The organism is Pseudomonas abietaniphila (assembly GCF_039697315.1).
Classification (GTDB): domain Bacteria; phylum Pseudomonadota; class Gammaproteobacteria; order Pseudomonadales; family Pseudomonadaceae; genus Aquipseudomonas; species Aquipseudomonas abietaniphila_B.
In genome coordinates this window covers 941707-966885 of the sequence record NZ_CP155619.1, presented here as the reverse complement: position 1 = coordinate 966885, position 25179 = coordinate 941707, and the positions used below count along the sequence as shown (strand labels likewise).

Below are 25179 nucleotides of genomic sequence, written 5' to 3'. Positions count from 1 at the left end.
TTCGTGCAGCAACGGCTTGCCCGAGATTGCAGTACGTCAGTGAAGGAGATATCACCAACCGAACGCATTCGCGGGCAAGCGCGCTGCTACAGGTCGGATTAACCTGCCTTCTGCGGCAAGCGAAGCTCGGCGCATAAGCCACCGCCCTCACGGTTGGACAGACGCAACATACCGCCCAGCGCCGAGGCGAGTTGTTGCGAAATTGCCAGGCCCAATCCCGTGCCGCCGGTATCGCGGTTACGCGAACTCTCGACGCGATAGAACGGCTTGAGCACTTCCGGCAGCTCGGCTTCGGCGATCCCCGGCCCGCGATCCAGGACCTGGATCGACAATTCGTGGTCACCGTGGGTCTGCACCTTGATCTCCGCTGCACCGGCGAACTTCAGCGCGTTGTCAGTCAGGTTCACCAAGACCCGGCGCAAGGCGTGAGGGCGGGTGTCGATCACACAGCCTGTCTTGCCGCACAGCTGGACCTGCTTGTTCATGTCTTGATAATCGAACGTGAGGCTGTCGAGAAACGAATCCAGATCAACCCGTCGAACGGCTTCGGTGGAGGTGTCCATGCTGCGCGCATAGGCCACGCCTTCCTGAACCAGATGCTGCATTTCACTCAGGTCGCTCCACAGCTTGTCTTTTTCGACGCCTTCGTCCATGAATTCGGCGCGCAGCTTCATGCGGGTAATCGGGGTCTGCAGGTCGTGGGAGATGGCCGCCAACAGCTGCATGCGTTCCTTCACGTAGGTCGCGATGCGTTGCTGCATGGTGTTGAACGCCACCGCCGCGAACGCCACCTCGGTCGGGCCGCTCTCGTCGAGATGAGTACCTTCGCCGTTCGGGTCCAGGTTGTCGACGGCCTCGGACAGGCGAGTCAGCGGGCGGATCGCGGTTCTCACCGCCAGCCACGTGCAGGTAAACAGCAGCACCAGTTGCACGATCAGCAGCAGGGGCAACCAAGGCGACAAGGGCATGATCGAGGGGCGAACGTCGATCGTCAGCGGGGAGCCGTCCCTCAGCGTCAAATGCGCCTGGTAGTGCGGGCGGACATCCGGCACGTCCTGAAAGCTCAAGGTGTACTCGCGGCCGAGCGTAGCCTGCATCGAGCGCACCGACACCGGCGAATGCGTCATGTTCATCGCCGTGCCCGGCTGACCGGTGCCGAGGATGTAACGATAATTGGGGTGTTCGAAACGTGGCAGCCAGGCTTCACGTTCATTGGCGGGCAAACGTTCCAGCACGGCGACGGTGGTGGTCAGGTCCTGCTCCAGGTTGCCCAACATCAGGGTCATCGCGCTCTGATAGCGCTCGTAGAACTGCAACCCGAACGACAAGCCGTGAGCCAACACCAGACTGATCAGAAAGATCAGCGACAGCCGCGACGCCAGCGTCCGTGGCCATCCGAACGTCAGCTTCATGCCTCGTCCCCGAGGATTTCGACGGCGTACGTGAAGACATAGCCTTCACTGCGCACGGTCTTGATGTAGGCCGGATCCCGCGCGTCGTCTTGCAGGCGCTGGCGCAGGCGGCTGACCAGCAGGTCGATGGAGCGGTCGAACAGGTCGGCGTCACGGCCTTGGGTCAGGTTCAGCAGTTGATCGCGGCTCAGCACCCGTTGCGGATGATCGAGGAAGGTGCGCAGCAGGCGGTATTCCGCGCCGCTGAGCGTGACCACGGTGCCTTGGGCATCCAGCAGGTGACGGGCGGTGGTGTCCAGTTTCCATTTACCGAACGCCAACAGACGACCGCTCTCGCTGACGATCAGGTTGGGCGGCAGCATCCGTGTACGGCGCAGCACGGAGTTGATGCGCGCCAGCAGTTCACGGGCGGCGAAAGGCTTGACCAGGTAATCGTCGGCGCCCATTTCCAGACCGATGATGCGGTCGGTTTCGTCGCTGCGGGCCGTCAGCATCAACACAGGGGTGGTCTTGTGCTTGCCTGCGCGCAGTTCGCGGCACAGCAGCAGGCCGTCGTCACCGGGCATCATGATGTCCAGCACGATCAGGTCCACGGGGGTCGACTCCAGGAACGAGCGCATCTGGCGGCCGTCGGCGACTACCGTGGTGCGCAATCCGTTCTTCTTCAGGTAGTTGCCCACCAGCTCCCGAATCTCGCGATCGTCGTCGACAATCAGAATGTGGTCTACGTGCTCCATTGCCTCAGCTCCCCGTTTTCATTGACGTGTGGCGCATCTTAACCAGCCGCGCACGGCTTGCCTGCCGCCCTTTGTATTGCACTGTATCTGATCCTGCGACGAATACATCCGGATGCAAAAAGCGCATTTTTCAGTGCAAATGTATCGCTGTGTATCCAGACGACGCTATGACACTTAAAGATGATTTTCAGGCATTTCCCGACACATCCGGGACACCTGCGGGGCATTCATGGGACCCATCGAGACAACACAGCCACACCGTCTCGAACCAGACAACGGATCACCCATTGAACGCACGGAGAACACCATGAACATGAAGAAAATCGGAATCGCCACTCTGTTTGCTGCACTGAGCCTCGGTGCGCTCTCGGCTCAGGCCCAGGACAGCGTTTCAACACACAGCTACATGTATGGCGAACACTTGGACATCGCCCGGGCCCTGTCTACCGAAGTCGATGCAACACCCACCTGCGGTCTGGTCAACACGCACCTCAACTATGTTGATTCTCACGGCCAGAAGCAGACCCTGAACTACCGCACCATTGCTCAGGACTGCGCCGGGGACAACTGATCCCGACCTGGTCGGCCTTTTTGGCGAGCGCACGGGTGGTTGATGAATTTCTGATGCGGCGATGGCCAAAACGGGCGATGCGGTTGTACCTGATACGCCACATGCACAGGTCTTGCTGCCGGTTCCCGGCAGATCGCGGGACAAGCCACGCTCCTACAGCGTGTGGTTAGATGTCTCCAGAGACACTGCACAGGTGATGCGATGACGATAGTTGCTTCGCACTGCCGAATCGGCGTGACAACGTGGTGGGCGGCGGGGCGTCGGGAAGGGTAAGCTGTTGCGTCATCTTCCGCTGTTTCTGCCCCACGCCGTCGCGTTTATCAGGACGATTGCCCCGTAATGAGTTCACCCGGTCCGTTTGCTCCACCGCCCTCGCTGTTTTTGCCGCTGACCGAAGAGGCTGCCCAAGGCTTGGCCGCTGGCGAGTCGCTGGACGATTTTCTGGCCGACGCAACCCGGGCGCAGCTCGCTGCTCTCATGTTGCTGATCAACCTCAACGTATTGGTCCAGCAAAACACTCCCATCGAGAAACTGGAGCGCATGCTTGACGATGTCATGCGTGCGGCGCTGTCGATGGAAGAAGCGGGCGGGTCGTTCGCCGATCTGCTGCGTATGCGCTTCAACGCCGGCAACCTCGCGCAGAGCCTGAACGTCCTGGAAGTGGCCGGCATCAGCTTGCTCGAAGCCCACGAAGTCGATGATGAGCAATACCTCGACGAAAACGGTCATTGGGACTTCGGTTTTGGCAAGCGCCATCGCCAGACGCTCGAGCCCCTGACCCGCGGAGTGGTCCTGCCGACCGGCGATCTGTTGTATCTGAGCGACCAGCAGAGCCGGATCTTCGACGAGTTTCGTGGCTGCCAGGATGAGTCGTTTCATTTGCAGGCCTACGCGGGTGTGGGCAAGACCTTCCTGTTGGCGAAGTTCTTCGAGACACTGCCCGCTGAAACGACCTTGCTCATGGCGATTTATCCGCAACAGGTCAAAGCGCTGGAGGACCGCGTCAGGCAAAGCGATCCGGGCCGAAAGCTTCATGCCTGCACCTTCGGCCACATGGCCAACCTGCTGCTCAATCGCGACCAGACCTCGGCCGGATGGCGCAACACGGCCAGGCAGCGGACCGGCGCCGACTCGCTGGTGTCCGATCAGCAGATCGCCCAATGGCTGAACCTGCAAACAGTCGGAAATCTGCCTCCCCGGCAAGTGGCATGGGTGTGCCGCACCACGGTCTACAGTTTCTGTCTGTCGCCGCTGCCCACGATTGAGCCGCGGCATTTGCCGTCGCTGGGGTATGCCGCGAGTCAGGCGGACATCGCCATGTTGCTGGAATACAGCCGGCTGCTCTGGCGGGAAATCGTCAGGCCCTCCGCGCCGCACATCCGTTTGCCGGTGCGCAACAGTCATCGCATCAAGTTTCTCTCGATGACCTCGGAAGTGGTCTTCGAAAACTTCACCCACATCATCATCGATGAAAGCCACGAACTGACCGCGCCGATGGTGCAGATCCTGGACCGCAGCCCCCAGGCGGTGATCACGCTGGGTGACGAGTTTCAGCAACTGAGCGGCAAGGCCTCGCGCCATGGCGGCTCGATTCGTCAACGGTTCATGACTCAGTCGATTCGCGCCGGGCGGCAGATAGCTGACGTCCTCAACCCGTTGATTCAGCTGCACCCCAGCGACATCAAAGAAGGGTTCGTAGGACGGGCACCTTACCCGACGCGCATCATCGGCCACAGCGTCATGCCGATCCCGGACAAACCCACCACAATTCTGGTCGCCAACGAATGGGGCCTGTTCGCCTGGTTCAAGCGTCTGACCGAAGCCGGTGCGCGGTTTCAATTGCCGGCGGGCACGGCGCAGGACCTGACCCTGTTCATCAAAGGGCTGGTGCTGCTGTACCGTGAAGACCTGCGGCCCCAGCATCGCCTGATTTTTCGTTACACCCATTGGGACGCGCTGGCCTCGGCCATGGGCGGCAGTCACGAATTCAAAGCGGTGCACGAGTGGCTGGGGCAGGGCAATACGGAGCAGCAGTTTGCCGAGACGTTGCAACGCTTCTGCAGCGAGCCTGGCGCCATCCTCAAGCTGGCGAAGGTCGAAGACGTGAAGAACCAGGAGTTCGACACTGTGCTGTTGTCCCGCGACCTGATGCGTCCTCCGCGCACCGGCTCGCCGCATTCGCTGGCCAGCGTCTGCTCGCTGCTGTACACCGCCAGCTCTCGGGCGCGGCATGAACTGTTGTTGCCGGGGAACCTGAATGACTGGCTGCAGGACATCGGGCGTAAGGCGTCGTGAGTCCATCCCTTCTCTGATAGCGAAGCAAGGAGCGAACGTTGGGTAACGCGAGACTGAGCCACATCCTCAACCTGGATGATTTTCAGCAGGCGGCAAAACGGCATCTGCCGCGCCCGATCTACGAGTACGTCGCGGGCGCCGTCGAAGACAACCGCTCCTCAATGGCCAATACCGAATCCTTCCAGCGCTATGCGTTCGTCCCTCGCGTGCTGCGCAACGTCTCGGGCCGCAGCGGCACGCGCCGGTTGTTCGGCCATGACTATGCCTGGCCATTCGGATTTGCGCCGATGGGCATCAGTGCATTGTCGGCCTATCGCGGCGATATCGTGCTGGCGAAGGCTGCCGGGCATTTGAACCTGCCGATGATCATGAGCGGCTCCTCGCTGATTCGTCTGGAGGAGGCGGTCAAGGTCAACCCCGATGCCTGGTTTCAGGCGTATCTGCCAGGGGATGAAGCCAATATTCGCGCCTTGATCGCACGGGTGCTCGCGGCCGGTTTCCGCACGCTGGTGATCACCGTCGACACGCCGGTCGCCGCCAATCGCGAGAACAACGTCAGGGCAGGCTTTTCCACGCCTCTGCGTCCCAGCGTGCGTCTGGCCTGGGACGGCATCAGTCATCCGCGCTGGTTGATTGCCACCTTCCTGCGCACCCTGGTCAAACACGGCATTCCGCATTTCGAGAACAACTACGCCCATCGCGGCGCGCCGATCATTTCATCGTCTGTGGAGCGCGACTTCTCCGATAGGGGGCATCTGGACTGGTCGCACCTGCAGCTCATTCGCGACCTGTGGCCTGGCACGTTGGTGGTCAAAGGCATTCTTCATCCCGACGATGCCAGACGCGCGGTGGAAACGGGCGCCAATGCTCTGATCGTCTCCAACCACGGCGGCCGTCAGCTGGACGGTTCGGTAGCACCTCTGCGTGTGCTGCCCTCGATCATCGCCGCCTGCCCGGGCGTACCCGTGATGCTCGACGGCGGCATCCGCCGTGGCAGCGACGTACTCAAGGCCCTGGCACTGGGCGCGGCCTTCGTCTTCGTCGGTCGCCCCTTCAATTTCGCCGCCTCGGTCGCAGGCGAAGAGGGCGTGCTCCACGCCGCCCGGCTGCTGTCACAGGAAATCAGCCGCAACATGGGCATGCTCGGCGTGTGCTCGCTGGACGAAGTGGACCGCGCGGTGCTGATGAGGGAAGGGGAAGAGTTCTTGTAGAGGGCCGAAGCCTGCCTGAATGAGCGGCGTGTCCTACGAATTGCCGTGGAATCGCCTGACTTACCGTTTGCCTTGGCGTTGTTAATTTGCTGACCGATCAATTCGGTGCAGGGATGAACGATGAACGAGGGCACTTCAGGTGATGTCAGGCCTGCAATACTTAATTGCGAGACCCCGTTAGGGCAGGCGTTGATTTCGATGTTCGGTTCTCTGGCGCGGGAACTGGACGCTGAAAATGCCCCGCCGGGCGCGCTCAGGGTTATCGTCTTCGGCGGATGTGCGGTTCACCTCTATACAAGCCATAGGGTGTCGATGGATGTTGATGCGGAGTTCTTCCCGGTGGCTATGCCGCAAGATGTCAACTTGCGCAAGATGCTGACAATGGCTCCACAGAAAAAATACATCACCGAGCCCGGCGGTCGACTTGTTGAGCTGTCCTACGATTTGAAGTTTTCCACGTCTCTGGGGCCTTTGCATGAAGATTACGTGGAGAGAGGGATACCCCTGGAGAGATTCTGCGCCAAGTCACCGCTCGAAGTGCTGATCGCATCGCCTGTTGACCTCGCGATTTCCAAGCTGGGACGGGCAACCGAGCAGGACATCAGCGATATCTTCGCTCTGCTGCGCACCGGCTTCATACTGGCCTCTGAATTCGAACGCTTGGCGCTGCAGGCCATTGATTGCTATGTTGGCAATCATGAACCACCCACATCAATCCTGAAAAATATTCTGCAGGACTATCTGGAGACAAATGATGGTGGAGCCGACTGACCGTCACGTTCTTTCCGAGACATTGAACACGTTAGGGCAAGAGCCGCTCGATCAGGCCGATGATGAGGCATTGGTAAGCCTGGCGCACGAGGTCTGGTACGAGCATTCGAGCGTAGACTCCGAGCTTCGTCTCTTTTTGGCGCGAGATCCTGATGAGGTCGCTGCACGGCGAGTCGGATATCTCCTGGAAAAACTGACTCGTTTTCCTTGCGCGACGGACGATCGGGCGTTTGAGACCCTGAATGCATTGGCGTTATTGTCAAAGCGCTTTCCTCGTCAGGACGAACTTGATCCACCCGAGGGCGTCCGACTGCGTGATCTTCGCGATGAACTCGCGGTGTCATGGGGCGTAAATGAAGGCCTTGGACCTAAAATCCAGACCCTGCTGCCTTACCAGACTCGACATTACGCAGCCTCTCGTAACAACGCGTTCAAGTAACTTCCGGGTTCTTGCCTGCCTTGCAATCGGTGTAAAGCGTTGCCCCCGTGCTTGTCACCCCCACCTTTGTTAAATTGCTCTGCGGCGCAGCGTTCACCCTCGCTGCGTCAACTCCCATGCGCTGAATCCGGAACTCTTCATGCCGAAAAAACCAGGCAGGTCTGCCGAGCACGTGTCGTCCGTGCCGAAGAAGGCCGCCAGTCTCACGTTGATCGATGTCGCCAAAGTCGCCGGCGTATCGCCCATGACGGTGTCGAGGGCGTTGCATCGTCCTGATCTGGTGAGTGAAGACACACGTGAAAAAGTACGTGAGGCGGTGCGTAAGACGGGTTATGTGCCGAACATGCTGGCGGGCGGACTGGCCAGTAACAAGAGTCGGCTGGTGGCGATTTTTCTGCCAACCATTGCCAACTCGATCTTTGCCGACACTGTGCAGGCGTTGATGGACCGCCTGACGCAGGCCGGTTACCAGACGCTGCTGGGCTTGACCGGCTATGACGCCGAGCAGGAGGAAAAATTGCTTGAAGCGGTGTTGGGGCGACGTCCCGACGGCATTGTGCTGACCGGCACACTGCACACCGAATCCAGCCGTATGCGGCTGGCTCAGGCAGGTATTCCCGTGGTCGAGGCGTGGGACTTGAGCGAAGAACCCATCGACATGCTGGTCGGCTTCTCCCACGAGCGGGTGGGTGAGGAAACCGCCCGGCACTTGCTCCAGAAAGGCTACAGACGCTTTTCGGTCATCACCATTGGCGACCCGCGCGGTCTGCGCCGTTGCAACAGCCTGATCGCCGAACTCAAGAAACACGGCATTGACGAGGTGCCGATGGAGTTGCTCGCGCCACCTGCCACCTTGCAGGTCGGGCGGGAAGGGCTGGCCGGCTTGCTGGATCGCGGGGTTTCGACCGACGTTGTGGTGTGCAGCTCGGACACGGTGGCTCAAGGCGTTCTGGCAGAGGCTGCGAGTCGGGGGTTGCGCGTACCTGAAGACCTGGCGGTGATGGGCTTCGGTGATTTGAGCAGCGCTGCACAGGTGTATCCGGCCCTGTCGACGGTTCGGGTTGACGGCAACCGGATTGGGTTGCAAGTCGCTCAGGCATTACTGGATCGCTTCCAGGAGCACACCTCTAGCGGTACGCCTGTACGCGTCGACACCGGCTTTACGTTGATCGACCGCGCCAGTACCTGATCCCTGATCCCTGATTTCGATTGCCCTTGCAGATTTACCGACGAACGCGGTGTTGAATGATTGCGCAATCAGTGTAGTATTTTCCTTCAGGGCAGATGCGGCGGCGTGGCATCGCCCTTTTTATTGCTTGCTGATGATTGCGCAATCATTGCGTTATCAGTGCGCAGATACGGGCGAAGCCAGCACAAGAGCCCGGGCTTCATCACAATAAGGAAAATAACAGTGATACCCACACCACCGGTTCCGGCGAAAACCAATGTTCGCTATCTCATCCTCGCGATGATCTTCATCGTGACCGTGTTCAACTATGTTGATCGCGCCACGTTGTCCATTGCTGCGCCTGCAATGCGCGGCGACCTTGGGTTCGATGCCATCACCATGGGTATCGCGTTCTCGGCGTTCGGTTGGGCCTACACCAGCATGCAGATTCCGGGCGGCATCGTGCTCGACCGTTTCGGTTCACGTCTGGTGCTGGGCATGAGCCTGATCATCTGGTCAGCCCTGACGTACTTGCAGGGGTACGTCGATATGTTCAGTTCGGCCTTCGTCGCGCTGTTCGTCCTGCGCTTTCTGATGGGGGTGGCCGAATCCCCAGCGTTCCCTGCCAACAACCGTCTGACCGTGATGTGGTTTCCGCGTCATGAACGGGGGCTGGCCACAGCGATCTTCCAGTCGGCCCAGTACTTCGCCTTGGCCGCGTTCACGCCGCTGATGGTGCTGCTGCTCAACAGCTTCGGCTGGCAGCACGTGTTTTTCTGGACGGGCGGGGCCGGCATCCTGATCGGTCTGCTCTGGTTTAAGCTGGTCCATGAGCCGAGAAAGGACAAACGCGCTAATCAAGCGGAGCTCGACTACATCGAAGCCGGCGGCGGTCTGCCGAACATCGGCGACGTGAAAACCCCGTTCAGCTGGAAGCGGGCCAAGGCCATCGGCGCCAATCGCATGATGGTGGGCGTTTATCTGGGGCAGTTCTGCCTGACGTCCATCACCTGGTTTTTCCTGACCTGGTTCCCGACCTATCTGATCGAAGCCAAGGGCATGACCATGCTCAAGGTCGGCCTCGTGGCGGCCATTCCGCCGATTGCAGGTTGCCTGGGCGGCATGATCGGTGGCGTCTGGTCCGACTGGATGCTGAAAAAAGGCTACAGCCTGACTGCCGCCCGCAAGACGCCGATCATCTGCGGTCTGTTGCTGTCCAGCACCATCGTCATCGCCAACTACACCCAGTCGATTCCGGTGGTGATCGGCGTGATGTCGCTGGCCTTTTTCGCCAAAGGCATCGGCAATCTGGGTTGGTGCATCGTTGGTGATGTCTCGCCGAAACGCTCGATGGGGATCAGCGGGGCGATGTTCAACTTCTGCGGCAACATCGCCAGCATCGTCACCCCGATTGCCATCGGCGTACTTGTCAATCAACTGGGATCGTTCGACTCCGCGTTGCTCTACGTCGGAGCGATGGGCCTGCTCGGCGCTTTCGCCTACCTGGTGATTGTCGGCCCCCTGAATCGCCTCGACATCGATGACCTGGAGGACGCTCCTGTGGCCGACGCGACCCAGCGCAGCCAGAACGACGACCTGTCCGGTCAGCGCATCTGATGACTCACCTCACAAGAACTCGAAAGGAGAATGCCATGTCTGTTCAATCCAATGTCCCCCTCAAGTCCGCCGATGATGATCAGATCGCCTGGGTCAAGGTGTCTTCGGTGTTTCTGCCGTTGGCCAACCCGATCAGTGACGCCAAGGTCCTGACCGGGCGGCAGAAGCCGATGACCGAAATCGCCATTCTCGTGGCGGAAATCGAAACCACCGACGGTCATCGCGGCATGGGCTTCAGCTATTCGAAACGCGCAGGCGGTCCGGGTCAGTTTGCTCACGCCAAGGAGATCGCGCCGGCGCTGATCGGCGAGAATCCCAGCGACATCGCCAAGTTGTGGACCAAGCTGTGCTGGGCAGGCGCCTCCGTTGGCCGCAGCGGTTTGTCGACCCAGGCGATTGGCGCGTTTGACGTCGCGCTCTGGGACCTCAAGGCCAAACGCGCCAACCTGTCGCTGGCCCGCCTCCTGGGCGCGCACCGCGATTCCGTGCGCTGTTACAACACCTCGGGTGGCTTCCTGCACACACCGCTGGAACAGTTGATGCACAACACCGACATGTCCAGAGAGAAGGGCATCGGTGGAATCAAGTTGAAGGTCGGTCAACCCGACTGTGCCATTGACTTGCACCGCGTCGCGACCGTTCGCAAGCACCTGGGGGATGACTTTCCCTTGATGGTCGACGCCAACCAACAATGGGATCGGCCGACCGCTCAGCGCATGTGCCGCCGATTCGAAGAATTCAACCTGATCTGGATCGAAGAGCCGCTGGATTGCTATGACGCCGAAGGGCACGCGGCGCTGGCGCAGCAGTTCGACACGCCCATCGCCACCGGTGAAATGCTCACCAGCGTTGCCGAGCATGCCGAGTTCATCAAGCTGCGCGGCGCAGACTTTCTGATGCCCGATGCCCCTCGCGTCGGCGGCATCACCCCTTACCTGAAAGTCGCGGCCATGGCCGAGCAAGCGGGAATGATGCTGGCGCCGCATTTCGCCATGGAACTGCACGTGCACCTCGCCGCAGCGTACCCGACCGAGCCATGGGTCGAGCATTTCGAGTGGATGGAGCCACTGTTCAACGAGCGTCTGGAAACCCGCAACGGTCGGATGCTGGTGCCGACCCGCCCAGGGCTCGGACTGTCGCTGAGCGAACAGGTCAAGGCCTGGACCGCGCAGACCGTCGAGGTCGGTTCTCGCCCCTGATTGACCCCTTCAACAGCGTTTGTGCATGACCGGGAGCGCCTCTGCCAAGGCGCTCTTGTGGCCGATCGACAACAACAAGATGAGGGCTTTCATGTGGAACATTCCAATACCGCAAGCGCAGCCGCCCCGGCTGCTGACGCAACGGCCGTGCGCAGCAAGGTGCGCTTCGGCATTCTTGCGATGCTGTTCATCGTCACCGCAATCAACGTCGGCGACCGCGCCACGCTCTCGATCACAGGCTCCGCGCTGACCGAAGTGCTGGGCATCAATTCCGTCACCCTTGGCTACATGTTCTCCGCGTTCGCCTGGGCCTATGTGCTCGGGCAGCTGCCGGGCGGCTGGTTGCTCGACAAGTTCGGCTCGGTGCGGGTCTACGGGCTGTCGTTGTTTCTCTGGTCCACCATCACCGTGGCGCAAGGGATGATCGGTTTCTTCTCGGTGCCGGTGGCCATTGGCACGCTGTTCCTGCTGCGGTTTCTACTGGGCTTGATCGAGGCCCCGGTGTATCCCGCCAACAGCCGCATCGTCGCCGCGTGGTTCCCGTTGCAGGAGCGCGGCCTGGCGACGGTGATCTTCAACTCGTCGATGTACATGTCGGTGGTATTACTGGCACCGGCCATGGGTTTCATCGCCCATCGCTACGGTTGGGAGCACGTCTATTGGTTCATGGGCGGGCTGGGAATCGTGGTCAGCCTGGTCTGGTTCAAGTTTGTGAAGACTCCGACCGAGCATCCCTCGGTCAACCGCGCCGAGCTTGAACACCTGCGTGAAGGCGGCGCTCAGGTGGACATGGACAAACCCAAGGAAAAGGGCGCGTTTGTGCCACGCTTCTCGGACCTGAAAGTCCTGCTGAAGAGCCCGATGATGTGGTCGATTTATCTGGGTAAATACTGCGACACCTCGTTGCAGTACTTCTTCCTGACGTGGTTTCCGGTGTATCTCGTCAAGGGCCGCGGGCTGAACATCATGGAAGCGGGCGCCATCGCGGCGATCCCCGGTATCTGCGGATTGCTCGGCGCGTTGTGCGGTGGGGCGGTGTGCGATTACCTGATCCGCAAGGGCTTTTCGTTGTCGGTGGCGCGCAAGATTCCGCTGGTGTGCGGCATGACCATGGGCGCCACGCTGGTATTCTGCAACTTCACCGAGTCGATGTGGATCGTGACGATCCTGATGTCGCTGGCGATCTTCGGCAAAGGCGTGGTGGCGGTCGACTGGACGCTGGTATCGGACACTTCGCCCAAAGAAATCACCGGCATGGCGGGCGGCCTGTTCAACATGTTCGGCAACCTGTCGGGCATCTTCACCCCGATTGTGATCGGCTACATCGTGCAGTCCACCGGGTCCTTTTCCGGAGCGATGTACGTGGTGGCGGCGCATGCGCTGGTGGGGGCGCTGGCGTTTTTGAGCATGGGCAGCCTTCGGCGGTTGGAGTTGCAGCGTCGGTAGTTTTTCAAGCGGTCCAGGCTACTGCGGTATGAAGATCATGAGCGGAGCGCGCGGTGCGCTTTTTGGGTACAAAACGCCTGTTGCTGACTGAACATAACACCTGTGGGAGCTGCAGGAGGTTACGACAGTGGCGAACGCGGTGGGTCCGCCACATCAATGTTGACGGATACACCGCGTTCGTTCAGAGGCGTCCTCATCAATCTTGCCTCGGAATCTCCAGTTCCACTTCCATCCGTTGGCCTTCCTGAAGAATGTGCTGGCGCATCAATTCACTGGCACCTGCGCTGTCCTTGTTGCGGATGGCGCGCACCAGCGCTTCGGTCTCTTTGAGGCGTGCTGCGAGGTGCTCGGGGGTGTTGCGCAGGGTGGGGGCGCAGTGTTTCAGCGCCTGGCTGGTCTGCTGCACCATGCTGCTGAAGATCGGGTTCGAGGTCAGGGTGAACAACTGCTCGTGAAACGCGATGTACGCGTTGCTGCCCGACTCGCTGTTCTGATCCTCCAGCGCTTCACGCATATCCATCAGGGTCAGGCGCAGTTCGGTAATTTCCTTCTGACTGATCGATTGAGCGAGCAGGCTGACAATGAACGGTTCCAGGGTGTAACGCAGTTGCATGACGTCGGCCAGTGTCGCGTCGGCGACGCCCGCGGCCGGGACCGGTGCGCTGGCAGGCGCCGAGGGTTCATCCAGCACCACCACGCCTTTGCCAGGCATCGAGCGCACCAGCCCCAGCGTCTCCAGCACGATGACGGCTTCGCGCAGGCTGGGACGGCTGATGCCCAGTTGCTCGGCCAGTTCGCGCTGGCCTGGCAGCATGTCGCCGCTACGCCATTGCCCGCGTGCCAAAGCTGCGCGCAGTTTTTCTACCACGGAGTTAACGACAGTCGATGAACTGATCATCCTGTTTTTCCTGAGTTGTCAGTGAGGCCGGGAGGGCGCCTTGTGAGCGCCCGATGACGCAGCGTCAGAATTCCTGTTGGTGAACGGGCGTTGCGGTTTTCTTCGCCTGGAAGACAAAACCCTGTTTGCTGGCCAGGACGTTGTTGGCACGTTTCACGTCGATGTCACGTTCCCAGCGAGCGATGGCGACGGTGGCCACGCAATTGCCGATCAGGTTGGTCAGCGCCCGACCAATGCCCATGAACCAGTCCACCGCCAACACCAGCACCAGACCGACCACGGGAATCGCCGGTACGGCCGTCAGGGTGGCGGCGAGGATAACCAGTGCCGAGCCCGGAATGCCATGGGCGCCTTTGGAGGTGATCAACGACACGAGCAGGATGGTCAGCAGGTCAGTGAACGCCAGCGGCGTGCCGGTGGCATTGGCGATGAACACGATGGCCAGGGTCAGGTAGATCGAGAAGCCGTCGAGGTTGAACGAATAGCCGGTGGGAATCACCAGGCCGACAGTGGAGCTGCCGATGCCCATGTGCTCCAGCTTGCGCATGACCTGTGGCAGCACGGCGTCAGACGAGGCGGTGCCCAGTACGATCAGCAGTTCTTCGCGCAGGTATTTCAGGAACGGCAGGATTTTCAGCCCCGAAGCACGCATGACGCCGCCCAGGATCAGCAGCACGAAGGCGGAGCAGGTCAGGTAGAACAGGGCCACCAGGCTGCCCAGATGCTGGAGCGACTGCACGCCGTATTTGCTGGTGGTGAACGCGATGGCGCCGAATACGCCGATAGGCGCCAGCCGCACGATCATGCCCATGATGCGGAAAATCACATGGCTCAGCTCATTGATCAGTCGCGAGATGCCGCTGGCCGATTCCCCCACCAGGTTCAACGCGCTGCCAAATAGCACGGCAAACAACAGCACTTGCAGGATGTTGTTGTCGGCAAAGGCGCCAATCACCGACGTCGGGATCAGGTCCATGAGGAAGGTGGATGCGCCATGGATCTGCCTGGTGCGTTCTGCGAGGTCGCCCATGTCCGCGACCGACAGCTGATCCAGATGAATGTTGGCGCCGTTGCCCAGCCCGGTGCCGTAGGCGACGATCAGGCCGATGATCAGTGCGATGGTGGTCAGGACTTCGAAATACAGCACGGATTTAAGGCCGATGCGGCCGACTTTTTTCAAGTCGCCAGCGCCGGAGATGCCGCTGACCACTACGCAGAACACGATCACGCCAATGAGCATCTTGATCAGCTTGATGAAGCCGTCACCCAAGGGTTTGAGCTGCGAAGAGAATTCGGGGAGGGCCAGGCCGCAGAGGATGCCGAGCATCAATCCAATGACAACCTGAAGGAAAATCGAACGGGAGCACCATTTGAGCATGATGAGGATCTCTAGTCGGTGTCCTGACCCAGACGCTGCGGCCTGATGCCCGGACTTAATTATTGTGGTCTTACCGGTATGTCCAATGCACGCGCAGTCTAGGCCCGAAGACAGCCACGGAACAAGAGATGGATGTAAGAAAGATCTTACCGGTCTGACCAGTGGTCGAAAGGTTGTCGCTTCGGCAGGAGGGAGCGGGAACGTCTGTGACGTTTTACTGAGTGCTGAAAGCCGCGCTGCGCCACTGCTTGGGGCTCAACCCGAACCAGCGCTTGAACGCGCGTGAGAAGGCGCTGGTTTCCGAATAACCCAGCATGGAGGCGAGTTGGGTGACGCTGAGGTGCTGTTGCTTGAGGTGGGCGATGGCTGAGTCCTGGCGGATCTGGTCCACCAGTTGCGTAAAGCTCAGGCCCTGTTCGCGCAGCTTGCGCTGCAAGGCCCATTCGGAAAGACCGAGGTGGTGGGCGATTTCGTCCAGTGCCGGTTCACCCAGGTGCAGCGTGGCGAGAATGGTCTGCCGTGCGCGTTCCAGCAGGCCGATTTCGTTGCCGTTGTCGCCCAACTGGCGAATGGCATCCTTGATCAACATCAGCAGGATCGGGTCGCTGCCCGGCATGGCCTTGCCGATCAGTTCTCGCTTGGGAATCAGCAGCGAATTGCAGCCTTGGCCGAAGCTGACGTCGGCACGGAACGTGTCGCGATGTTCGTGCCATTCCTGCGGCCGGCCGTGCTCGAACGCCACATGCCGAGGCGCCCAGTCCGGGCCCAGCACATGGCGCACCAGGTTCATGGCCATGCCCATGGTCAGTTCGGCGTCCTGGCGACGTTCATGGATCGCGCCGTGTCTGACCTGATAGTCGAAGCGGTAGCAATCCCCTTGGTCCACCAGCTCGATCAAGGTGCTGTGCTGGTGAAACGGAAAGGCTTGCGAGAAGTTGATGAGCGCGTCTTCCAGCGTGGTGGAGCACAACCCGATATAGCCCAGCAAACCCAGCGCCTGAGGCTGAAATTGCTGGCCGTAACGCAGGCCGAAGTTGTCGCAGCCGGTTTGCCGAGCGGCTTCTTCAAGCACTTTGCAGTAGTTGGTCAGAGGCAGGCTGAGCGTGGGGTGCAGCAGGTGTTCGGGGTCGATGCCGGCGCAGCCGAACACTCGATCCAGGTCGCCGCCGTGCTGCACGATGAAGCCATCCAGACCGTTGGCGGCAGCCGACAGCACGCCGCGATTGCTGGCGGCGGGGGAGGTCGGGGCAGCGCTGGGGATGAGGGTCTGGAGCATCGAGATGAAGGGCCGTCAGGGTCTGTATGAATTTCATTCAAGCAAATGTCGTACCTTGTTACGGTTTGACGCCGAGCTGTAAGAGCGCGATTGCCCGCGATTGCGGTCTATCTGCAACCCATTCTTCTGCTGACCCACCGCTTTCGCGGGCAAGCGCGCTCCTACAAAGAGCGTTTTGATTCGCTTTCATTGCTACCCATCGACTCACCTGCTGAATGCTGATCTGGGTAGAGCAGTGACCCTCTATAAAGCACACCCCCCATTTCACGCGCCGCCTTGGCGCACCCCGCGCAAATACCCGAAAAACTTGACCGCACATGACAACCTGCGTCCTGCGCGGTCAAGCCTTGGCGGTAACCCTGTGTCTATGCTCGACGTCAGGCAAATACCGTCGCTTGGCTACCGGGGTAACACTCATGACCGCTACACAACTCAAACCCACATTGGGAACCCTGCACCTGTGGGGACTGGCCGTCGGCCTGGTGATTTCCGGCGAATACTTCGGCTGGAGCTATGGCTGGGGCACGGCGGGGACGCTGGGCTTCCTGGTCACGACGCTGATGGTCGCCGTGATGTACACCTGTTTCATTTTCAGCTTCACGGAACTCACCACGGCGATCCCCAACGCGGGCGGTCCGTTCGCCTACAGCCTTCGTGCCTTCGGCGTGACCGGCGGAATGATTGCCGGCCTGGCGACCCTGATCGAATTCGTGTTCGCGCCACCGGCCATCGCCATGGCCATTGGCGCGTACCTCAATGTGCAGTATCCGTCCCTTGACCCGCGGGTCGCGGCGATCGGGGCGTACATCGTCTTCATGACCCTCAACATCCTCGGCGTCAGCATCGCCGCGACGTTCGAACTGGTCGTGACCGTGCTGGCCGTCGCCGAACTGCTGGTGTTCATGGGCGTGGTCGCGCCTGGCTTCAGTTTCAGCAATTTCGTGCTCGGCGGCTGGGCCGGTTCAGACACCTTCAGCCTGCCCGCGATCAGCGGGATTTTCGCGGCGATTCCGTTTGCGATCTGGTTCTTCCTCGCCATCGAAGGCGCGGCCATGGCCGCTGAAGAAGCCAAAGACCCTAAACGCACCATCCCGCGTGCCTACGTTGCGGGGATTCTGACCCTGGTGGTGCTGGCGATTGGCGTGATGATCTTCGCCGGTGGCGTGGGTGACTGGCGTACGCTGTCGAACATCAACGACCCGCTGCCACAGGCGATGAAGGCTGTCGTCGGCAACAACTCCAACTGGATGCACATGCTGGTGTGGATCGGCCTATTCGGTCTGGTCGCCAGTTTCCACGGCATCATCCTTGGTTACTCGCGTCAGTTCTTCGCCCTGGCCCGCGCCGGTTTCCTTCCGCCGAGCCTGGCCAAACTTTCGCGCTTCCAGACCCCGCACCGTGCCATTCTCGCCGGGGGCGTTGTGGGTATCCTGGCCATCCTCAGCGACGGCCTGGTCAACCTGCAGGGCATGACGTTGACGGCGGCGATGATCACCATGTCGGTATTTGGCGCTATCGTGATGTACATCGTCAGCATGCTGAGCCTGTTCAAACTGCGTCGCAGCGAACCGAATCTGGAACGCAGCTTCCGCGCACCGGGCTACCCGATCGTGCCGGGCATCGCGTTGGTGCTGGCGGTGGTGTGCCTGATCGCGATGGTCTGGTTCAATCTGGTGATCTGCGGCATCTTCCTGTGCCTGATGGCGGTGGGTGCGCTTTTCGTCAAAGGGGTGCGCAGCCGCGGCGCAGCGGTTGCAGTGGCTCGTTGAAGTCGCTGCGGTGGCCGGTTAATCAAGTAAGTCGATAGAAGGAAGGTTACGCATGAGCTTTTCCCACAGCATCGGTGGCATGGTCTGGCGCTTCGACAGCCTGCGGGAACTCATGGCCAAGGCCAGCCCTGCACGTTCCGGGGACTTCCTCGCCGAAGTCGCCGCCACCAGTGACGCCGAACGGGCAGCGGCGCAAATGGCCTTGGCCGAGGTGCCGCTCAAGCGCTTCCTCAACGAGGCATTGATTCCGTACGAGCAGGACGAGGTCACCCGGCTGATCGTGGACACTCACGACCTGGCGGCGTTTTCGGTGGTCAGTCACCTGACGGTCGGCGGTTTCCGCGACTGGTTGCTGGGCGATGAGGCCACCGAGGCCAGCCTCAAGGCGCTGGCACCGGGATTGACCCCGGAAATGGCGGCAGCGGTGTCGAAGATCATGCGCGTGCAGGATCTGGTGTTGGTGGCGCAGAAGATCCGCGTGGTCACCCGTTTTCGCAACACCGTGGGCCTGCGCGGGCGGATGTCCACCCGCTTGCAGCCCAATCACCCCACCGATGACCCAGCGGGCATCGCGGCCAGCGTGCTCGACGGTTTGCTGTACGGAAACGGCGACGCCATGATCGGCATCAACCCGGCCACCGACAGCATCAGCGCCATCACCGAATTGCTGAAAATGCTCGACGGCGTGCTTCGCCATTACGACATTCCCACCCAGTCCTGTGTGCTGACTCACGTCACTTCGTCGGTTGCGGCCATCGAGAAAGGCGTGCCGGTCGACCTGGTGTTTCAGTCCATCACCGGCACCGAGGCGGCCAACAGCAGCTTCGGCATCAGTCTGGACATACTGCGAGAAGGCTACGAAGCAGGGCTGAGCCTCAACCGCGGCACGCTGGGCAACAACCTGATGTATTTCGAAACGGGGCAGGGCAGCGCGCTGTCGGCCAACGCTCACCATGGCGTTGACCAGCAGACCTGCGAGGCCCGCGCCTACGCCGTGGCGCGGCATTTCAACCCGTTCCTGGTCAACACCGTGGTCGGTTTCATCGGCCCGGAATACCTGTACAACGGCAAGCAGATCATCCGCGCGGGCCTGGAGGATCACTTCTGCGGCAAGCTGCTGGGCGTGCCGATGGGCTGTGACATCTGCTACACCAATCATGCCGAGGCCGATCAGGACGACATGGACATGTTGCTGACACTGCTCGGTGTGGCCGGCATCAACTTCATCATGGGCATTCCCGGCTCCGACGACGTAATGCTGAATTACCAGACCACTTCGTTTCACGATGCCCTGTATGCGCGCAAGACGCTGGGGCTGCGTCCGGCACCGGAATTCGAGGCGTGGCTGACGCGCATGGACATCCTGCGTCAGGACGACGGTGGCGTGCGTCTGGGGCAGGGCGTGCCGCCGTTGTTTCGTCAGGCACTTGCGCAGTTGAAATAACCTCCGCCATCGACACAGCAATGGCAGTGAAAAGAGAGAAGGATGGGCCATGAGCGATGACCACAGTAAATCACCCGCGCAAGCCGATGCCTGGCGCCAGCTGCGCTCGCTGACCTCGGCGCGGATTGCCTTGGGGCATGCGGGCACGAGCCTTCCGACCGCTGCACAACTGGATTTCCAGTTCGCTCACGCGCAGGCCCGGGACGCGGTGCACTTGCCCTTCGATCACGCCGCCCTGAGTGAACAGCTGGCGGCGCGCCAGCGCGAAACGCTCACGGTCCACAGTTCTGCCTCTGACCGAAACGTCTACCTGCAACGGCCCGACCTGGGGCGTCGCCTGTCAGCGGACTCGGTCGAGCAACTGCGCACCTACGCCGAGGCGCATCCTGACGGCTTCGATCTGGCGGTGGTCGTGGCGGACGGCTTGTCGTCGTTGGCCGTGCAACGCCATAGCCCGGCCATGCTCGAACGCATCGATGAGCTGGCGGCTGCCGAGGGCTGGAGCGTTGCGCCTGTGGTGCTGGTCGAGCAGGGACGGGTCGCGGTGGGGGATGAAGTGGCCGAAGTGCTCAAGGCGCGGATGGTAGTGATCCTGATTGGTGAGCGGCCGGGCCTGAGTTCGCCGGACAGCCTGGGTCTGTATTTCACTTACGCGCCTCGGGTCGGGCTCAATGATGCGTCGCGCAATTGCATTTCCAACGTGCGGCTGGAAGGCATGAGCTACGCCATGGCCGCGCACAAGTTGCTGTACCTGATGCGCGAAGCCTGGCGGCGGCAGTTGTCCGGCGTGAATCTGAAGGATGACGCGCAGGTGCCGGTTCTCGAGGCGGACGAGGGCGTGCGTCCTGGAAACTTTCTGATCGGCGGGTGACGGTCGACAATCGGCTGCACCATTAGCTTTGTCAGAGCCGGTTTGCTGCGGGACGGCTCTGGCAAAGACGTGTCCACCCACGTTCAGACCGTCAACGCTGCAACACCCATATCCGCGACAGCAGCTCATCCCGATCCACGTAGCACCCCTGAAAATGCCGCGCGCCGCTGGCAGGATCGAAGGCGTCACGGGCGTGCAGGGTGCGGCGGTTGTCGAAACACCACAGTTGCCCGGCTTCCAGGCGCTGACGAAACTGAAAGCGTGGCTCGCGCGTCATTTCGATGAAGCGCCGATAGGCGCGGTAATACGGCAGCATCAATTCAGGCGTGAGGTTGAGCGGCCCGCGCAGGAAGTTCGCCATACGGATTTCCGCAACCTCACCCAGAGCGTCCAACGCGATCACGGGAGCCCGGCAGCGGTAGTCGCTGCGCCGGTCCTTGTTGCGAAACTCCACCGGGATTTCGCACAGCAAACGGTAGGCATTCGGGTCCTCCTGACGCAGCGTTTGCGCGATCGCGAAGCCATCGACGAAGCGGCTGTCGCCTCCCTCGGCGTCGTTCACCAGGCAATGCAGAAACTGCAAGCCGGGCTGCAACTCACGTGTCGGCAGGTCGGTGTGCAGCGGCAGGTTGAAGGCGGTGTAGGCGTTACTGTCGGCATCGGCTCTGGATTGCACGTTGAACAGCACGCCGAAATTGCTCTCGCGAATGAACGATATGCGCTGAGCCAACGTACTGAGCGAACCCGGCACGGTGGGCACGCCCCGTACCTGGGTCAGCCCGATGTCGCGTACCGCCAGCAGCCAGTCGAGCAGGGTCTCTGGGTCCTCCATCACTGCCTGGTACTCGAAAACCGGCAGCTCCAGTCCAGCCACCCAGTGCCGCTTGGTCGCACGTCTGGCCAGTTGTTCGCCGCGCGATGTTTCGTCATAGGCATGGGCGCGTAACCAACCGGGGTCGAAGCGGCTTTCGTGACCGTCATCCCATTGAACGTGCAGCGCGCCTTCGCAATCGACTTCCACGCTCAGCGGCTGAAGGTTTTCCGAGACGTCGGCGATCTCGAACACTTGCTCACGGGTGACGCTGTACACGCATTGCGGGCACGGACAATTGTCGCGCAGCCACAGGTGATGAAAGGGGCTGCGGCGATGATCCGCCCATGTCACCTCAACCAGATCGGGTGCCAGCGTGGCGCGGAGCAGCGGGCTGATCAGCGGGTAGGTGCGGTAGTCGGCGATGGCGTTCATGGGCAGTGCTCCTGAGTCTGTGGGTTGTGAAGCAGGCCGTGGTGCGAGGCTTACAGCGTGGCCGGTCGACCGCGCCCGGATCGGCGGGGCGCGAGAATGATGCGCACCGAATACACGGTGCCAAACAGGATCAGCGTCAGGCCGATGAATTCAGCCAGAGTGGGTAAGCGCCCGTGGAATGCGAGGCCCAATACGGTGGCGAAAAACGATTCGAGCGCGATCAATTGCCCGGACAGCACCATTGGCAGACGCCGGGAAGCGAGGTTCCAGGCCCAGGCGCCAATCACTGAAGAGAGCAACGCAATCAGCATGGCCCAGCCATAAAGTCGCAGCGCAGCGGGTGTGTCGACGCCTTGAAACGGCAGTTGCAGCCAATCCCAGGCCCACGCCAGCGGTGTCAGCAGTAGGGCCGCAAGCCCCGCGCCGATCATCATCAGGCAGGTCCAGGCGCTGGTGGAACGGGTGTGCAGGTGCTCCATGGCGGCCTGATTGACGACGCTGAACGAGAGCCAGATCAGCACGGCAGCCAGCGAAAAGGCCAGTCCGGCCCATAGATGAGTGTGGGGATCCGGCGGGTCGCCCAGCACCTGCAGGTTGATCAGGCCCAGACCCAGGCACAGCAGGGAAATCGGCATCACCAACTGGCCCCAGCGCAACGCCCGGTGTCTGGCGTTACCCAGCAACGCCTGCAACACCGGGACGGCGCCGATGAAGGCGGCGATCATCAACGGGCCGCCGTAGATCACGCCGCCCGCGATGCAACTGCTGTAGGCCAGATAACCCGATGCGCCCAGTCCCATGCCGGTCAGCCACTGACGCGGACGCAGGCCGCGCAGTTGCGAGCGATACAGGGGCAGCAGCAAGACGCCCAGCGCGCCGGCCATCATGAAACGCACCAGCATGAAGTCCTGAATGCTGTAGCCCTGTAGCCCATAGGGCGCGATGAAGTTGCACGCCCAGCACAACGTCGCCAGCACTGCGAATGCTACGCCTTGCAAGAGGATTGAACGGGGTGAGTTCATGTGGACTCCGGTGGATACCCGATTTTTAGGGCGCTGAATCATCTGTGGGAGTGAGCTTGCTCGCGAATGCTATATGCCAGTCGCCGTCATGGTGGCTGACCGGACGCCTTCGTGAGCAAGCTCACTCCCACAGGTTGGCGCATCAATCTGAAACCGCGCCGGACGCCGGATCTTTCTGTGGGAGCGAGCTTGCTCGCGAATGCGATATGCCGGTCGCCGTCATGGTGGCTGACCGGACACTTTCGTGAGCAAGCTCACTCCCACAGGTTGGCGCATCAATCTGAAACCGCGCCGGACGCTGGATCTCTCTGTGGGAGCGAGCTTGCTCGCGAATGCTATATGCCAGTCCCCGTCGCGGTGGCTGACCGGACGCCTTCGTGAGCAAGCTCCTTCCCACAGGTTTTGCGCGATGAGTGTGATCTTGCCGATCCACACGGCTGTGCTACAAATGATGTCTTCGTCACGATGCATTACGAGAAGTTATGAATAAGCTCGGCAAGTCACTGCCTCCGCTGGCCACGCTTCTGCCGTTCGAGGCTGCGGCTCGGTTGTTAAGCTTTTCCCGTGCGGCCGAAGAGCTGAACCTGACTCAGGCGGCGGTGAGCCGGCAGATCCGGGCATTGGAGGAGGATCTGGGGATCAGCCTGTTCCAGCGGCGCAATCGCGCGGTTTTCCTGACGGATGCCGGGCGCGATTTCAGCCTCACTCTGGGTAATGCATTGCGTGACGTGGGCAGCGCGGCGGATCGGCTGCGCGGGGTAGCACGGAAGAATGAAGTGGTGTTGCTGTGTCAGCCCTGCGAAGCCTTTCACTGGCTGATGCCCAGGTTGTCGAATTTCCACCAGCAGTACCCGGAAATCGAACTGAAAATGGTGACCTGGGCCAACCCGCTCACTGACTTCCAGGGCTACTTTGACGTCGCGATGCAAAGCAGCAACCGCGACCACGGCTTGCATCCTCTGTTGTTCACGGCCGCAGACGAGGTCTTTCCAGTGTGCAGCCCGCGTTATCTCGAAGGGCGTGCTTTACCCGTCACGCTCGATGAGCTGGGCGCTCACACCTTGCTGCATCACGACGCCTTGCCGGCTTATCAACTGGAGTGGGACACCTGGCTGGCGACGTTCGGCCATGACGTGCCACGCCAGGCCCGTGGGCTGGCGTTCGACAACTATTCACTGATGTTGCACGCCGCCGTTGAGGGACACGGCCTGGCCATGGGCTGGCGGCGCACCTCGCAACGCATGCTCGACAACGGCATGCTGGTTGCGCCGTTCGCCGAAAGCGTTCACCTCAGCGAAGCGTTGTCGGTCTACCGCCGTCATGGGCAGGCGCGCCGCGAAGAGGCGAACCTGCTGGTGGAATGGTTGCGGGCCGAATTGACCTGAGCGCTGATGCTCAGACACCAGCGATCATCAGGTCCAGGTTCTGCACGGCCGCGCCGGCAGCACCTTTGCCCAGGTTGTCGAACACGGCCGCCAGCAGCACGTGCCCGGCATTTTCGAACACCATCAGGCGCAGTTTGTCCGTGTCGTTCATGACCCGAGGATCCAGACCCGTCAGCGCCTGCGAGGCCTCCATCGGCATGACCTCGACGAAACCGCTGCCCGCATAATGCTGCTCCAGGCACGCGTGCAACCGGGCGCCCGTCACGCCGGATGGCAGCAAGCGCAGTTGCAGCGGGATGGTCAGCACGATGCCTTGACGAAACGAACCGTAGGCCGGGATGAACATCGGGCGTTCGCTAAGCCCGCTGTATTGCTGGATTTCAGGGATGTGTTTGTGCGCCAGGCTCAGGCCGTAGACCTGAAATGGCGTTGCCTGGGCGGCGTCCGGCCCCTCGAATTCATCGACACCGGCACGGCCTTTACCCGAGTAGCCTGACACCGCGTTGATGCTGATCGGGTAGTCCCGTGGCACCAGCCCGGCGTCCAGCAAGGGACGCAGCAGTCCGACAGCGCCGGTTGGGTAGCAGCCTGGGTTGGTCACACGGTTCGCGGTGGTGATGATCGTTTTCTGCTGTTCGCTCATCTGCGCAAACCCATAGACCCAGTCCGGGTGCGTACGGTGGGCAGAGCTGGCGTCGATCACCCGCACGGCAGGGTTTTCAATGCTCGCTGCGGCCTCACGGGCTGCATCGTCGGGCAGGCACAGGATCGCGATGTCGCAGGCGTTGATGGCCGCTGCACGGCTTCTCGCGTCCTTGCGCTGGTCGGCGGGCAACGTCACGAGTTTCAGGTCGGTGCGACCCAGCAGCCGCTGGTGGATTTGCAGGCCGGTCGTGCCTTGGTCACCGTCGATGAAAACAACAGGAAGGGTCATGTTGGGGCGCTCGCATAGAGTCATCAATGGCGAGCATCTTCGGTCAGGGCGTAAGATAGGAAAAGTTGAATTTACTAACCATCAAATTCA

The 25179-nt window shown here is 61.1% G+C and carries 21 protein-coding genes; 13 read left to right on the top strand and 8 right to left on the bottom strand.

Annotated elements, in window-relative coordinates:
• Positions 1–98 precede the first annotated feature (98 nt).
• Both ABDX87_RS04255 and ABDX87_RS04250 read right to left on the bottom strand, forming a co-directional pair.
• Entirely contained in the window at positions 99–1412 is a 1314-nt protein-coding gene (locus ABDX87_RS04255; RefSeq protein ID WP_346831755.1) for a HAMP domain-containing sensor histidine kinase, read from the bottom strand.
• A complete protein-coding gene (locus tag ABDX87_RS04250) occupies positions 1409–2149 on the bottom strand; it encodes a response regulator (protein ID WP_074749374.1) in 741 nt (246 codons plus the stop codon). The genes ABDX87_RS04255 and ABDX87_RS04250 overlap by 4 nt, the downstream gene beginning before the upstream one ends.
• A 307-nt stretch (positions 2150–2456) precedes the next feature.
• On the opposite strand from ABDX87_RS04250, the gene ABDX87_RS04245 reads away from it, so the two are divergent.
• The 9 genes from ABDX87_RS04245 to ABDX87_RS04205 all read left to right on the top strand — a co-directional run bounded on the left by ABDX87_RS04245 (position 2457) and on the right by ABDX87_RS04205 (position 12866).
• The gene (locus tag ABDX87_RS04245) at positions 2457–2720 is read left to right on the top strand and encodes a DUF2790 domain-containing protein (protein ID WP_346831754.1); all 264 of its coding nucleotides are present in this window, start codon (positions 2457–2459) and stop codon (positions 2718–2720) included.
• 339 nt (positions 2721–3059) lie between these two features.
• Positions 3060–5015 carry a hypothetical protein gene (locus ABDX87_RS04240; protein ID WP_346831753.1) on the top strand — a complete coding sequence of 652 codons (1956 nt, stop codon included), beginning with the start codon at positions 3060–3062 and terminating at the stop codon, positions 5013–5015.
• Positions 5016–5053: 38 nt separating this feature from the next.
• Positions 5054–6226, top strand: coding sequence for an alpha-hydroxy acid oxidase (locus ABDX87_RS04235; RefSeq protein WP_346831752.1), 1173 nt, complete (start codon positions 5054–5056; stop codon positions 6224–6226).
• Positions 6227–6346: 120 nt separating this feature from the next.
• Positions 6347–6997, top strand: coding sequence for a DUF6036 family nucleotidyltransferase (locus ABDX87_RS04230; protein ID WP_346831751.1), 651 nt, complete (start codon positions 6347–6349; stop codon positions 6995–6997).
• On the top strand, positions 6978–7436 hold the full coding sequence (locus ABDX87_RS04225; protein WP_346831750.1) for a hypothetical protein: 459 nt from the start codon (positions 6978–6980) through the stop codon (positions 7434–7436). Before ABDX87_RS04230 ends, ABDX87_RS04225 begins: the two co-directional genes overlap by 20 nt.
• 139 nt (positions 7437–7575) lie before the next feature.
• The gene (locus ABDX87_RS04220; protein WP_346831749.1) at positions 7576–8625 is read left to right on the top strand and encodes a LacI family DNA-binding transcriptional regulator; all 1050 of its coding nucleotides are present in this window, start codon (positions 7576–7578) and stop codon (positions 8623–8625) included.
• A gap of 279 nt (positions 8626–8904) precedes the next feature.
• The gene (locus ABDX87_RS04215) at positions 8905–10221 is read left to right on the top strand and encodes an MFS transporter (protein ID WP_346833697.1); all 1317 of its coding nucleotides are present in this window, start codon (positions 8905–8907) and stop codon (positions 10219–10221) included.
• Positions 10222–10256: 35 nt separating this feature from the next.
• Complete coding sequence (locus ABDX87_RS04210) at positions 10257–11420, top strand: L-talarate/galactarate dehydratase (protein WP_346831748.1); 1164 nt, start codon at positions 10257–10259, stop codon at positions 11418–11420.
• A 180-nt stretch (positions 11421–11600) separates the two neighbouring features.
• Positions 11601–12866 carry an MFS transporter gene (locus tag ABDX87_RS04205; RefSeq protein ID WP_346833696.1) on the top strand — a complete coding sequence of 422 codons (1266 nt, stop codon included), beginning with the start codon at positions 11601–11603 and terminating at the stop codon, positions 12864–12866.
• Positions 12867–13062: 196 nt separating this feature from the next.
• Here ABDX87_RS04205 and ABDX87_RS04200 read toward each other — a convergent pair whose 3' ends face one another.
• The 3 genes from ABDX87_RS04200 to qhpR all read right to left on the bottom strand — a co-directional run bounded on the left by ABDX87_RS04200 (position 13063) and on the right by qhpR (position 16418).
• Positions 13063–13764, bottom strand: a complete 702-nt coding sequence (locus ABDX87_RS04200; protein WP_346831747.1) for a FadR/GntR family transcriptional regulator — start codon at positions 13762–13764, stop codon at positions 13063–13065.
• A 64-nt stretch (positions 13765–13828) separates the two neighbouring features.
• Positions 13829–15142, bottom strand: a complete 1314-nt coding sequence (locus ABDX87_RS04195) for a C4-dicarboxylate transporter DctA (protein ID WP_346831746.1) — start codon at positions 15140–15142, stop codon at positions 13829–13831.
• Positions 15143–15356: 214 nt separating this feature from the next.
• Positions 15357–16418 carry an AraC-like transcriptional regulator QhpR gene (qhpR, locus tag ABDX87_RS04190; protein ID WP_346831745.1) on the bottom strand — a complete coding sequence of 354 codons (1062 nt, stop codon included), beginning with the start codon at positions 16416–16418 and terminating at the stop codon, positions 15357–15359.
• A gap of 416 nt (positions 16419–16834) precedes the next feature.
• Here qhpR and eat point away from each other — a divergent pair, with 416 nt between their 5' ends.
• From eat to eutC, 3 genes are read left to right on the top strand one after another with little or no spacing between them, the layout of a single operon-like run.
• Entirely contained in the window at positions 16835–18187 is a 1353-nt protein-coding gene (gene eat / locus ABDX87_RS04185; protein ID WP_346831744.1) for an ethanolamine permease, read from the top strand.
• 52 nt (positions 18188–18239) lie between these two features.
• The gene (locus ABDX87_RS04180; RefSeq protein WP_346831743.1) at positions 18240–19631 is read left to right on the top strand and encodes an ethanolamine ammonia-lyase subunit EutB; all 1392 of its coding nucleotides are present in this window, start codon (positions 18240–18242) and stop codon (positions 19629–19631) included.
• Between the two features lie 49 nt (positions 19632–19680).
• Entirely contained in the window at positions 19681–20502 is an 822-nt protein-coding gene (gene eutC, locus ABDX87_RS04175) for an ethanolamine ammonia-lyase subunit EutC (protein ID WP_346831742.1), read from the top strand.
• Positions 20503–20593: 91 nt separating this feature from the next.
• Here eutC and ABDX87_RS04170 read toward each other — a convergent pair whose 3' ends face one another.
• Together ABDX87_RS04170 and ABDX87_RS04165 are read right to left on the bottom strand one after the other, a co-directional pair.
• On the bottom strand, positions 20594–21748 hold the full coding sequence (locus ABDX87_RS04170) for a gamma-butyrobetaine dioxygenase (RefSeq protein WP_346831741.1): 1155 nt from the start codon (positions 21746–21748) through the stop codon (positions 20594–20596).
• A gap of 50 nt (positions 21749–21798) precedes the next feature.
• Positions 21799–22770: a DMT family transporter gene (locus ABDX87_RS04165; RefSeq protein WP_346831740.1), complete on the bottom strand. Its 972-nt coding sequence runs from the start codon at positions 22768–22770 to the stop codon at positions 21799–21801.
• Between the two features lie 482 nt (positions 22771–23252).
• Here ABDX87_RS04165 and ABDX87_RS04160 point away from each other — a divergent pair, with 482 nt between their 5' ends.
• A complete protein-coding gene (locus tag ABDX87_RS04160) occupies positions 23253–24155 on the top strand; it encodes a LysR substrate-binding domain-containing protein (RefSeq protein WP_346831739.1) in 903 nt (300 codons plus the stop codon).
• Positions 24156–24165: 10 nt separating this feature from the next.
• Here ABDX87_RS04160 and argC read toward each other — a convergent pair whose 3' ends face one another.
• Positions 24166–25089: an N-acetyl-gamma-glutamyl-phosphate reductase gene (gene argC, locus ABDX87_RS04155; protein WP_346831738.1), complete on the bottom strand. Its 924-nt coding sequence runs from the start codon at positions 25087–25089 to the stop codon at positions 24166–24168.
• Between the last annotated feature and the right edge of the window lie 90 nt (positions 25090–25179).